Consider the following 13,736-nt stretch of genomic DNA (forward strand, 5'->3'; position numbering starts at 1 on the left):
GCTGCAACTAATGAAATAAACATCAGAAATGCAATATACAATACAATACGAACAAGAAATCTAAAAGACACAATATACTAGAAAAAACATAAATAAACATAGTATAAAACCATACATGTCTAAATAAGTATCTCTTAGTCAGTATGCCATTTATCAAAACATGATTCATACAAAAGCACTAATTTATTAATACAAATTTCATAATAAATGCACAAAAACTTAATAAAAAAAAGTTTATTAAAGTCATTAATGCATGAAGTCATATTTCAACACAAAGATTATTAAACTTTACTAAAAAATAATCAACAAAGATAAATCACTTAAAACCCAATAAACTAAATAATAATCCTTATTTTAACTTAATATTACTTCATCATCATAATATAAGCCAATAAGTATCAATTAACTAATCAATGAATTATGGAAGATCTCCTTTAAACTATTAAAAGTAATATGAATAAATAATTAAGTAATAAAATTTCATGTTACTTGAGTTTATGTAACCTTGCTTTGTAACATGGACTGTTCAATGTATTAAGTATTTAATGTATTCATAGTTGAATTGCTGGTCATTTCAGGCATGTCACAGTCACATTTGCTTCCTTCTTCCATATTACACATATCACAACAGTATTTATCTCCTGTAGCATGTTCATGGCAGTTTAACATTTGACACTCTTTACATATGCCTTCTTCTTTTTCTTGGAATATGAATGTAGAGGATAATATAATAGCTACAACTATAACAATTATTATCCCGATAATAATTCCATAATCTCTTTTTTTCATAGTAATATTCCTTAATATATTTATTTTAATATTAATAAAAGCATAATTAATGCTTAAAATGCTTTATTTTTGGAAATAGCTTTTGTTCAAACTTTTTTTAAAAGTTTGAAATGTTTGTTTCATATAATTAAATGCTTATTTTTAACTATATTTATTTAAGTCACATGTTGTTCAATTTTGTTAAGTCCTATTGTCATTGCTAATGAGAGTAAAGTCATAGTAACTATTCCTACCCAGACATGAGGAATAGATCCGTGCATTTGGGATGTAATGATAAAATAGCCTAAACCTCTTCCTGTTGTCATTCCCATCATTTCTACTCCAAAAGCTATTAAAAATCCAAATAATATACTTAAACGCAAACCTGTAAATATGTTTGGAAGTGATGATCGTAATTGTATTTTCCAAAAAATATCAAATTTATTGTAAGTAGCAGCTTTAGCTATTTTAATGTATGTAGGATTAACACTTTTAGCTCCTGAAATAGTATTATTTAATAATGGCCATTGTGCAGCCCAATAAATAACTAATATTGTAGATAATTCATTTATTAGTGTTATTAATATAAGCAAATGGAAAAGTGTAAGTGGATTAAATTGCTCTAAAATCCTAAACATTGGATTTAATGAATTTTCTATTTTTTTGAAAAAACCTCCCAATATAAAACCAAGTGGAATAGATATTAAAAGTGCAAGTCCAATACCTATTGAAACTCTTGCAAATGTGTAGAATATATCTTCTATAAAACTACTTTGAAAAATCAGATAAATGAAATTTATGATAACTGTTGTTGGAGAAGATATAAAATCAGGATCAAAAAATCCTATAATGGATAAGAGTTCCCATAAACATATAAACAGTATAACAGCAATATATTTATTTAAATATAATTTTATCCAATGAAAAACCTTATTTGTCAACACTTCGTTATTTTTGAGGTTTTTTGACTTTTTAATATCTTTTTTCATTTTAAACCTCTGATTTGAGAATACAACTTTCTTATATTTTAAAATCCTCAAATGTAACAGTGTATTGATAAAATTATAGCTGATGAAAAAATAATTATTAAAACTAATACTATAATTAATTAAGATTAACAAAAATAATATGAAATATTAAAAGAATATCTTTGAGGTTTTTCTTTTAAATTCATATTACCTATTGAAGTTGTTATTATTTAATATATTGTTTAGTTTCAATTTATTGATTTGGTAAATTAGTTTGCCAAGTATCTTTGAATTCAGTTGTGTAAAGATCTTTTGGTTCAAATTCACCTTTTTTCAATAATCCATCTGCTACCATTGCATCGATCCACTCTTGTATGTATCCATCAACTTCAGCATCGAATGCTCCAGAAGGACTGTACCAGTGGACATTTGCGGTATATGGTAAGTCAATGTTTTTGGAGGTTATTTCTCCAGCTTCTTGTCTGTTTTCATTTGACCATCTGTCAGCATCTTTGAATGCTTTAATAAAGTTTGCAACTGTATCTGGATCACTTTTTATGAAATCTTCATTAACAACAGCAAAGGATAATCCTGCAGCAGCACCGAATGCTTCAGTACTTGTAGTAAGGATTCTTAATTTTTTACTTGCATCTTTTGTTTCATTACTATCTTTTTCAGCTTTTGCGAAAAATGGAGGATGTAATGTTGCAATATCAATACTTCCTTGTAATAATGCTTGTTCTTGTTGGTTATCAGGAAGGACTACATATTCTATAGTATCAGTACTTATATTATTTTTTCTTAACCATGCATTGGTTTCTATATCAGCACAAACACCTGTAGCTAATACTCCTACTTTAACTTTACGGTTATTTTCTTTAGAAAATGTTTCAATATCTTTAGCGGATTTTAATGGACTACCTTCTTTAACAAGCCAATGCATGTGTTCTTCTTCAACAGATCCATTTATTGGTTCTGCACCAGTTACTGCAACAGCTTTTACTTTAACTCCACTTTTAATTAGGTTTATTAAAGCATTTGGATGTCCATCATACACATTAAGTTCACCACTTGTAAGTGCTGCAGGTTGTTGTGCATAAGGTATATCTCCTTTATCTACAAGAGTAACATTGTATTTATCAAAAAATCCTTTTTCTTTTCCTACAAACCAGGGGGTTCCTGAACAATCTTTTGTAACAGCTCCATTAATTGAACCTGCCTCTGCTGGCTGTGCAAGACTAAAACCAGCTATTATTGCAACAATAGCTATTATTACAATAGCAATTATTACATACTTTTTATTAACCATATTTTAACTCCTATATTCACATGTAATTTCATATGTGTAATCAGTGAATTTTTAAAATTTATTTATAAACATTTTAATCAATGACTTATAACAGTAAAGTTCTTAATTGAACTATTAAAATTATATTGTGGTGCTATCAAAATTGTTATAATTAATTATCAATTCATTGATTTTTTATATTTTATCTTTAAGTTGTGTTTAATTACGTAATATGTTCTATTTTTTTATATTTAACATTTCTAAGTCGTGTTAATTGATTTGAGTATGTGGTGGTTAATTTTCAACATATCATTTTAACCACCTCCTTTAGTTGTAGTAATTTTAAACTATAGTAATTTTAAACAGTAAATAACTAAATTTAGACATTAATTAGACATTAATATCTTGTTTCCATACTGAAACTCTTTTTTCTAAATAAAGGATTAGATAATTTATAAGTATTCCAAATATTGCTACGGTTACTATTCCTGCCCACATTTTTGGTATTTGCATTACCATTTGAGCTTGCATGATCATATAACCTAAACCTGATGTTGAACCAAGCATTTCAGCTCCAATCAACATGAAAAATGCAAATACTGAACCCATTCGTATACCAGTAAATACTGTTGGCAGTGATGCAGGAATTAAAACTTTTGTAAATATGGAAAATTTACTAATACCTGAAGATTTAGCCATTTTAACTAAAACAGGATCAACATTACTAATTCCAGTGATAGTATTAAGTAATATTGGCCATTGAGTTACCCAGTAGATAATAGTTATTTTAGAAAGCTCGCCTATACCTAAGAACACTATAAAAATTGGGAACAGTGTGAAAGGGTTTGCTTGAGAAAGTATTTGTAAAAGGGGATTTACAGCTTTTTCAAAGTTTTTAAAGAATCCTCCAAGTAAAAATCCAAGAGGTAATGCTACAAGAAGTGCAAGTCCAAAGCCTGTGAAAACTCTCCATAAACTGGATAATATATTTATTTGAAGGGTTCCATCTAAAATTAATCTCCACATTTCACCTAATATCACTGTTGGTGTAGGAACAAATATCTGATTTACAAGTCCTAATGTAGGAAGTAGTTGCCAAGCTATTATAAAAACTATAACTGCTATATACTTGTGTATAGCAGATTTGAAAAATGAGGCTGGTGAAAATTTATTGTTGCTAATTTAAATCCCTCCACCTTTTTCAAGTATTTTTTCTGGCTCAACTTGTTTCTCAACTATTTCTTGAGATTTAACTACTTCTTCTTTTAAGAGTTCCCATATCTTATGTCTTATTCTAACGAACTCTGTAGTACTTTTAAAGTCAGTATTAAGTCTATATTCTCTTGTAACTGGAATATTAACTATTTCTTTAATAACGCCAGGTCTTGCAGTCATAATAGCTACTCTATCTGCTAGGAATATTGCTTCATCTATACTGTGTGTAATAAATACAACTGTTTTTTTAGTATTTTCAGTAATTTTTATTAAATCAGTTTGCAATATTGATCTTGTTTGGGCATCTACTGCAGCAAAAGGTTCATCCATTAACAATATTTCTGGTTCAATAGCTAATGCTCTAGCTATTGCTACTCTTTGCTTCATTCCTCCACTTAACTCATGAGGATATCTATCTTCAAAACCTGTTAAACCAACAAGTGAAAGATATTTTTTAGCAATTTCTTCAGGATCTTTTTCTTCCTTATTTTCTTCAAGAGGAAAAGTAACGTTTTTAAGAGCATTTCTCCAAGGTAATAGTGCATACTGTTGGAAAACTATGCCTCTATCTAACCCTGGACCTTCAATAATATTATTATCTATTTTCACTTCTCCTCCATTTGGGGTTGAAAGACCTCCTATAAGATCTAGTAATGTAGACTTACCACATCCACTAGGTCCTAAAATAGCTATGAATTCTCCATCGTAAATATCAAGGTTCACACCATTAAGTGCAACAAAATCTTCTTTATCTGTTTTAGAACTCTTCGTCTGGAATGTTTTTTTAATATTAGCAAGTTCTATCTTGACTGCTTTATCAACTTCACTAATCTTATCAGATCTCCTTATTCTGATTAAATCTGTATTAAATTTGTATTATATTTATATTATCATTTATTCTCTTTTAAATTCTTGTATTATTCTTTATTATTCCTGTATTATATTTATATTATTCTTATTCTATTAGTTGATTAATATTTATCTTTTAAATATCTTTTTAAGAATATTTTTAAGTAATTTATTTCTATTACTTATTCTTTTAAATTTTTCATATTTCTATAACATTGTTATTCATATTTCATAACAATTGTTATTAAATTTTTCACAAAAATATTCTGAGCATCAATTATTATTAAACTTTTAATTGAAATATTCTAAGTAGTCAATTATCATTGAAATTTTGGCTGAAAATTCTTAATTGAATAAATAAGTGTTGTATATAGTATTACCAAATCTTTGTAATAATTTTAGAAGTAATTTAACATTCTTTTGGCAAATACTATAAAACGCATTGTTTTTCATTGTTTTTAAAATTTCTAATAATTTCTAATAATTTTTAATTAATTTTTAATTATAATGGTCCTGCTTTATCATAGAAGAGATCTTCAATTAGGCTACTTCCTCCATCATATCCTACATAGTTGTCTCCTAAAACAACTCTATTGTATGATGGGAATGATACAGTTACATGCGTAGTTTCTAATTCATCTTTAATAACAGACTCAAGAGAACTTGCATAAAGATTTAAGAAAGGTCTATCTTTTAATATTTGACCTATTTTATATGAATCAATTTCAAAGACAATGTCTGGAGTAAATCCAATTTCTTCACTACCTGTTAGTTCCTTAAGGATATTTTCTCTATATTCTTTTGGAGGATTATCAGTAACTATAATAATGTCTGGAAGTTGTCCTACTTCGTCTGTTAAATATCTACTAACACTTATTGCAGTATTTGAGTCAGCTACAACCCCAAAGTAAACATTAGGAACATCGAATTGAAGAATATCTCCAGCATATTCTATTTGGCGATATGCTCTCCTTTCTTCTGAAGTGATAAGTTCTTCAAGTTTTGTTTTATCAATAGGAAGAATTTCAGCTAATTTTCTTAAGAACTTAGTTGTTTGTATAGGTCCAATTGGAATTCCTGGAAAACTTAAAAAAGGGGTTTCAAATTTATCTTCAATTTTTTTAGCTGCTCTATGTCCAATCCAAGGTGATAGAATGATGTTATATGCTGCAGAAGGTATTTTTTGGATTTTTTCAACAGTATCAAATTCTCCAAAAAGTACATTAGCTTCTATATCAAGCCTTGCAAGTAAATCTTTAATAGCCTTAAGTTCTCCTTTCCAAAAGATATGTTGATATGGTACAATACCTAATATATTAATTAAGTTCTTTTGTTTTTCACTTGAAGGTGTTAAATATTGATCAGCAAGAGCTTCAAAGAAAAGTTCGTAGCCTTCAAATGAGTTTCCTTTGAAACCAGGGGCATTGACATGGATAATAGGAGCTTTATCTCTAAATTCACTCACTATTGCATCAACATCATCTCCAATGAGTGAAGGGACACATCCAGATATCACTGTAAAAAATTCACCAGTTGAAATTTTTATTGTAGAGTCAATTAATTTTCTTAATTTGTCTTCTCCTCCAAAAATCACATGCTCTTCTACAAGACAGGAACATGGTGTAGATGAACCTCCATAATCTCCAGGAGCATTTTGAGCTCCTCCATAGTTAGCTCCGAATAATTGACTCATACCACAGCCTGAACCAGAATGAAGAATAGGAACTCCTTCATTCAATCCAACAGCTGCTTCATAAGCTCCAGATAATGTACACCCATATCTTGGAGCCTCTACTATTCTGGGAGAGCTTGATTCATCTATATGCTCTTTTTCATCTTTGCTCAATTTTCCATCTCCATATTTAATTTCATATTTTTATGTAATGTTTTTTGAATAATTTCATATTTTTATGTAATGTTTTTTGAATAATTTCATATTTTTATGTAATGTTTTTTGAATAATGTTAATTATTTCCCTTTTTCAGCAAAGTATAATGGATCATCTTGGTCTAAATACCATTGTTTTACACTTACTCCAGTATTTTCTTTTGAAAGTCTTTGTAAGGATTCGTTTTTAAGTGCTTGCAATAAGAAATTTCCATAAGATATTGCACCAGCATATCCTGCCTGACCACTCCATTTTCTTGGATCTCCTCTTAAAGAGTGTAATCTTGATACAGAACCTTCACGTTTCCAAGCACCTCCTTGGAACGGACAAGTTAAAGCCATATCAGGTTTAGTATGTTCAGTAATATGAAGTTGTTCTGCAGCTTGGAAGGTATTTACCATTACATTAAAGTCACCAACTTTCTCAATAACATCTTCTAACTCATCTATTAATATATTATCAAAATCCTGAGCCATTGCAGATGTTGATCTAACACCTAATTCATCAAAGTAAGGTAGTTGAGTAACAAGTCTTCCTTGTCCAAGGGAACCGAGAACATCGATTTTTTCACCATCTCTTTCAATTTCAATAGCTTTAAATTTATCTCTGATTTCTTTAAGTTTAGGAACCCATTTTTTATGTTCTTCGGCTATAAGCTTTTCAACTTCCTCTTCTTTCCCAGTATATTTAGCTATTTCTCTAAGCCAAGCATCAGTATTTTTTATACCTATTGGAGATGGATACATAAAGAAAGGAACATCATGATATTGATGAAGTCCTCTGGAAAGATAATCTGTATAAGTTGGACAAATTGGTGCGGTTACAGCTGCTTCAGATAGTTGTTCAAAGTCTTCAACACTTGCAAACTCTGGAATGAAGTTTACTCTAAGACCTAATTTTCCAAGTAGTCTTTCAATTTCTATTCTATCCTGCCATGCATAGGATAACATACTAGCTATATTAACCAAATCTTTTTGTTTCTTTTCAGGTTTTTTTACCAAGTATTTTAATACACCATGCCAGAATGCATCGTATCCAGTTTGCATGATTTTAGATCGTACTCCTTCACAATGTATAGGAACAACTGTTGCTTTTATATCTGGTTGAATCTCATTTACTGCTGCTTCAATATCCTCACCAATAATACCTGTAACACAAGTAGTTAAGATAAATATTGCTTTAGGTGAGTATCTTTTTTCAGCTTCCTTAATAGCTTCTATAAGTTTATCTTTAGCACCAAATACTACATCATCTTCACCAAGATTAGTAGTAAGCCAGTTAAGATTATAATTAGTAGGTTTTCCTAATGATTCTGGTATAGCTCCATATAATTCTTTGTAACCTAATGCTGCATGTGAGCATCCTACAGGACCATTGAATATTATTGCAGCATCTCTTATTGTAGATACTCTTACAGAAAGATAAAAGTTAAGGATACATCCTCCAGATTGTTGAAAGCCTCTTTCAGTACATTTAAGATTTCCTTTTTTTGCATCCTCTAAAAGTTCAGTTGCTTTTCCAAAATATACATTAGTACCATTAGCACGTTGTTCACGTGTAGGGCATGTATTTTTATCGAGTTCTACAATGTAATCTTCTGAGTCAAGCTCATTTTTTGCCATGTTAATACCTCTCATATAATATTTGTTTTAATTTTAAAGTTTTTTATTATTTAATAATGAGTAATATTTATCTTATTAATCCAATTTTTTATTTATCTAATTTTCTTATTTTTATTTACTTTAGGAAATAGCTAAATCTTTACTTTTAAATAGGATTTTAAGATTTTTAGATTTTAAGATTTTTAGATCTTGAAATCACCTTCTTCCTGTTTTTTCAAGTCTAATAATTTATCAGACCATGATTCTGCCCAATCTTTAAGTTCATCACTTTCAAGTGGTGAAGGTACATACTCTTCTTTGTTGTTGTAAATGTCCTTTGCAAGCTTTCTGTAAACATCTGCTTGTTCTGAATCAGGACTTGCTTCAATTGTTGTTTTACCAGATAATTCTGCTTGAGTAACTGTGAGGGATCTTGGAACAAATCCAGCTATTGTACTTTTGGTTTGTTTAGTGAAATCTTCAAGAATTTCTTTTTGTGCTCCAAATGTAATAGAGTTTGCAATAAGACCGCTGAAAAGAGCTCCTCCTCCAGTGGAATATTTTTTTATACCTTTGAAAAGATTGTTAGCTGCATAAATAGCCATGAAATCTGCAGATGAAACTGTGTATACTTGATCTGCTACTCCTTCTCGTATAGGCATTGCAAATCCTCCACAAACAACATCTCCAAGCACATCATATAAAACAATATCTGGGGAGTATTCTTCATAGACATTTTCTTGTTTTAAGAACTCTACTGCAGTTATTATCCCTCTTCCAGCACATCCTACACCAGGTTCAGGACCTCCAGCTTCAACACAATGAATTCCATTAAAACCTTCAAATATCACATCTTCAACTTTCAAAGCTCCTCTTCCTTTTCTCAAAGAATCAAGAACAGTTGGTATTGATTTTCCACCAGTTAATGTGTTTGTAGAATCACTTTTTGGATCACATCCAACTTGCATTACATTGTATCCAGCATCAGATAATGCTGCACTTATATTTGATGTAGTTGTAGACTTACCTATTCCACCTTTTCCATATATTGCAATTTCTTTTATTTTTTTTGTCACATTTATGCCTCACTAATTTTTTTAATTATATTTTCGTATTTTATAACAATGTTATTGTGTATACATTAACAATTGTTATAAATTGTTAATAGATATTAAGTAGACTAATTCTACAGCAATATCTTAAAAGAATAGTACATTTAGCAATACTTTTAACTAATTTTAGTTTAAACTTAATTTTTAATATTGCATTTTGTGTAGTATTAACTAATATTATATTAACCTTTATTTAATTCATATAAAAGTTGTATAATTCATATAAAAGTTGTATCTGTTGATAAGTAAAAATAGTATTGAGATTCTATTTTAGTTAAAATTCTCTTCAAGACATATCATTTTACCCAATCATAGTACAGAACATTTTTAAGGCTTTACACTGCATAGTGTCACTACTAGCCATTTCATTTTTCATGTTCATATGTTCTCTTAAATCCATGGAATTTCCGCCCATAAATTCGTTGATAATATATTTTGGGTTCAACTTTATGTCTCCTTTGTATTTTTAATAAATAGTTCTATAACAATTATTTTAAGTTTTTGGAAGTATTAATTCATTTAATTTATCATTACTTAATTATAATCTATTTTTTATAACTCATTTTCTAAATTTATTTAATTTGAATGAATATTCCATAACAATTGTTATGTAATATACTGATGATTTTTATAGTATATAAAGATTACTTATTTAGGCGTACCTAAACTTTATTAAAACTAGATAGCTATTTTGTTTATCTTTATTAAAGAACTTTGGAGTTGTTTAACCCTTTAAAAACAGATAATTTTTAATTTTTAGATTTAGAAAAAGTAAAATGTTTTATTAGTTTTTAAACTAATTTTAGATTTTTAGATATTTGTAGAGTTTTATATTTAGATTTTTAGATATTTGTAGAGTTTTATATTTAGATTTTTAGATATTTGTAGAGTTTTATGGAGATGTCCCATAATTCAATAGATGATTAATTAAGACTTATTTTCTTAAATAAGTATTTTAAGAGTCTTATATTGTTGATAAATTAATTATATGGATATTTAATTAGTTATATAAATTGAATTTTAGCTATTCTAATCCAGTTTATCAATATATTTTTATAAATTCTACATAGAAAGTGGTAAAAATTCTAAATATCATGAAAACATATTATATTTAAAAATGATTAAAATAACTTTGTTTTAATATATATTTAATTAAAATACTTAAAAATTAATTAAATAGATTTTAAACGACTTATAGAATTATGGAACATCCTCTTATATTTAGCGTTTTATACTCTCAGGGCTTTTTTTATTTCTTTTTTAGTTTTTTCCATGTTTTATTTTGTAAATATTTTTGCTGCTTTTTTGAAGCTACCTCTTTTTATTAATATAGATATTTTATTACCTTGGTTTAGGATTGTGTTTGATCGTGGTATTTTTAGTTTTCCACCGTGGTAAATAGCTATTACTATATAATCGTCTGTTGGTGAAACATCAGATATTCGTTTACCATTTAGCTTATCATTGCTAATTACCATATCCATGATTTCACCATCACCTTTTCCAAAAGCTGTAAGATCTGCTACATTAGGTCTGGTGATTAGTTTTTCTAAAAATCCTGCTGCAGTCCTCTCAGGACTTATAACATCATCTATTCCTACTTTTCTAAAGGCATCTTCATGATCAGGATTACTTACACGAGCTATGACTTGAGGTACGTTGTAGTCTTTAGCTAAAACAGATGATAATAGGTTAGTTTCATCATTACCAGTTGCAGCTACAAATACGCGAGCATCACTTATATTAGCCTCTTCCAATATCTTTGTACTAGTTCCATTTCCGCAGATCACCATCGCATCTAATTCATTTGATGCAATATCACATAATTCTTTTCTGTTTTCGATTATAGTAATATCATAACCATCATTAACTAAAAGTTCAGCAAGGTGTAATCCAACTCTCCCAGCACCCATAATAATTATATACATATAGTAACCCCTATAATTTCTAAAAATTAGCTTAAAAATTATATCTTATATTTAAGATTAATTTATTAATATTGGTAATTATTTTATTAATATAAATAACATCATTTAATAGTTGAATTTAATTAATAATAGTATTAATTCTATTAATTTATATTAAATTATTATTCATCATAAATTTATATTTTTATTATCTTTTACTATAATAATTTGAAGATATTATGTATGTTCGTTGTTATTAATAAGGTTTTTGTGAAGGGATAATTCCTTTTAATACTTCGAATAATCCTCTTGCAACGACTAATATAGGGATTATTTCTAATCGTCCTACCCACATGTTTACAATAATCATTATTTTTGCTTCAAAAGGCATTGAAGCTGAAATAACTCCTGTATTTATCCCAACATTTCCTTGGGCAGAAATAACATCGAATAATGCATTCATTGGATCATATCCATAGAATGTTAAAACAAACCATCCTGCAAAAACAAATAACATGTATAGTACAATAAAAGAACTCATAGTTTTAATTTCGTTTTCTTTAATAACTTGTTTAGAAAGTTTTATTTTATGTACCATTCCTTCTGGAGCCATTATTTGTTTAATATTCATTCCAATTCCTTTTAAAACTATCATGATTCTGATTAGTTTAATAGCTCCAGCAGTAGATCCACTTGCACCACCAATTAACATCAAAATCATTATATTTGATTTTACAAATCCTGGCCAGCTTGCTACATCATTTTTTGATATTAATGTTGATCCTGTAGTGGTTACTGCTGAAACTACATGATATATTATATTCATAGGTAAAATATCAGTTGCAAAAATAAGTATTAAAGAAATAGCTATAATTAGAAACATCATTGCTTGAAATTGAACATCTCTCACAAGTTTTACTCCCTTTGTTTTAAGTGACTTGTAAAGAGCTAAAAAGCTTGTTCCTCCAATTATCATTAGAATTATAGATATTATATTAAAAATATTATCATGGTAGAATCCCATACCTTCATTATGAGGAGACATTCCTCCAGTAGCTACCATCATAAGCGTGTTGTTTACAGAATCAAAAATAGGCATTCCTGCTAAGATATAAATGATTATTCCAATGATTGTAACTCCAACATAAACCTTAATTATCTTTTTTAAAGTACTTCCAATACTTGGACTTATTTTTTCTTCTCTTGCTTCAGATTTATAAAGTCTGGCTGTAGGACGCCCAGAGTGTAATAATAATCCGATTATAAGAGTTACAACTCCTAATCCTCCAATCCATTGTTCTATGCTTCTAAGAAGTATTACAGATTTAGGAACCACATTTAAATCAGGGAATAGTGTAAATCCTGTACCTGTCCATGCAGACATATTTTCAAAAAAAGCATTAATAAAGCTCATATCCACTGCAGACATCATTACAAGTGCCCCTATAAAACTTGCCCATATCCACGCAAAGGAGGATATCATCATACCATGTTTTAGTCTTATGGAGTGTGTTGAAGAGTGTGTTGAAGAAATTTTATGAAGTATTGTTCCAATAGCAAATGATATGATTCCTGGAACTATGAAACTCAAATGAACAGTTTCTCTGTAGAATAAAACTACTATTAATGGAATTAAAACACTTATTCCAATTCCCTGCATAATTATGCCAAGATATTGGCTGATTATATAAATGTCTTTAGTGCGGATATGTTTCATTACTTTATAAATATGAATTCATGATTATAAATATTTTAGTATTAGACACTGAATTTGGAAAATGAAAAATTTTCCAAATTCTCACCTTAAGGTGTTGAATCTGATTAAAATACCGATAATGAGATTTTGCAAAATTTTTTATTTTGCGAAAACAGTCCAAATTAATTCTTAAAGTTATTAATATTCAAGTTTTAATAGCTATTGTTTCACTTATTTATATATATGATGTATTTCAAAGTTTAATTAATATATATTTAAGTATCATGACAAGTATGGTATTGTCAATTGATATATAATTGGCTGTGCAATAATTAATTTTTCAGTTGATGGATGACAGTGAATTTTCTTAGTTGTGGTTAGATTGTAAATTATTTTTTGTAGTTTTTTTTATTTGTTGTCTATGTTTTTCATTGAATATCTATT

General features: G+C 28.4%; 10 protein-coding genes. All 10 read right to left on the reverse strand.

Features of this window, described 5'->3' with window-relative positions; genetic code table 11:
- Positions 1 to 534 precede the first annotated feature (534 nt).
- Positions 535 to 789 (reverse strand): hypothetical protein, encoded by a 255-nt coding sequence (locus tag MBFIL_RS08270; RefSeq protein ID WP_066973448.1) that lies wholly within the window; start codon positions 787 to 789, stop codon positions 535 to 537.
- A 155-nt stretch (positions 790 to 944) separates the two neighbouring features.
- Complete coding sequence (locus MBFIL_RS08275) at positions 945 to 1,757, reverse strand: ABC transporter permease (RefSeq protein WP_066973450.1); 813 nt, start codon at positions 1,755 to 1,757, stop codon at positions 945 to 947.
- Between the two features lie 232 nt (positions 1,758 to 1,989).
- Complete coding sequence (locus tag MBFIL_RS08280) at positions 1,990 to 3,045, reverse strand: ABC transporter substrate-binding protein (RefSeq protein WP_066973452.1); 1,056 nt, start codon at positions 3,043 to 3,045, stop codon at positions 1,990 to 1,992.
- A gap of 369 nt (positions 3,046 to 3,414) precedes the next feature.
- Complete coding sequence (locus MBFIL_RS08285; RefSeq protein ID WP_066973454.1) at positions 3,415 to 4,050, reverse strand: ABC transporter permease; 636 nt, start codon at positions 4,048 to 4,050, stop codon at positions 3,415 to 3,417.
- Between the two features lie 156 nt (positions 4,051 to 4,206).
- On the reverse strand, positions 4,207 to 4,962 hold the full coding sequence (locus tag MBFIL_RS08290) for an ABC transporter ATP-binding protein (RefSeq protein ID WP_245637483.1): 756 nt from the start codon (positions 4,960 to 4,962) through the stop codon (positions 4,207 to 4,209).
- Between the two features lie 628 nt (positions 4,963 to 5,590).
- Positions 5,591 to 6,934, reverse strand: a complete 1,344-nt coding sequence (locus MBFIL_RS08295) for a nitrogenase component 1 (RefSeq protein ID WP_066973458.1) — start codon at positions 6,932 to 6,934, stop codon at positions 5,591 to 5,593.
- Positions 6,935 to 7,056: 122 nt separating this feature from the next.
- On the reverse strand, positions 7,057 to 8,598 hold the full coding sequence (locus MBFIL_RS08300; protein WP_066973460.1) for a nitrogenase component 1: 1,542 nt from the start codon (positions 8,596 to 8,598) through the stop codon (positions 7,057 to 7,059).
- Positions 8,599 to 8,780: 182 nt separating this feature from the next.
- Positions 8,781 to 9,653 carry a nitrogenase iron protein gene (nifH, locus tag MBFIL_RS08305; RefSeq protein WP_066973462.1) on the reverse strand — a complete coding sequence of 291 codons (873 nt, stop codon included), beginning with the start codon at positions 9,651 to 9,653 and terminating at the stop codon, positions 8,781 to 8,783.
- Between the two features lie 1,313 nt (positions 9,654 to 10,966).
- Positions 10,967 to 11,617, reverse strand: a complete 651-nt coding sequence (locus tag MBFIL_RS08310) for a potassium channel family protein (RefSeq protein ID WP_066973464.1) — start codon at positions 11,615 to 11,617, stop codon at positions 10,967 to 10,969.
- 235 nt (positions 11,618 to 11,852) lie between these two features.
- Positions 11,853 to 13,313 (reverse strand): TrkH family potassium uptake protein, encoded by a 1,461-nt coding sequence (locus MBFIL_RS08315; protein ID WP_066973466.1) that lies wholly within the window; start codon positions 13,311 to 13,313, stop codon positions 11,853 to 11,855.
- Between the last annotated feature and the right edge of the window lie 423 nt (positions 13,314 to 13,736).

The sequence above is a fragment of the Methanobrevibacter filiformis genome (assembly GCF_001639265.1).
Lineage (GTDB): Archaea > Methanobacteriota > Methanobacteria > Methanobacteriales > Methanobacteriaceae > Methanacia > Methanacia filiformis.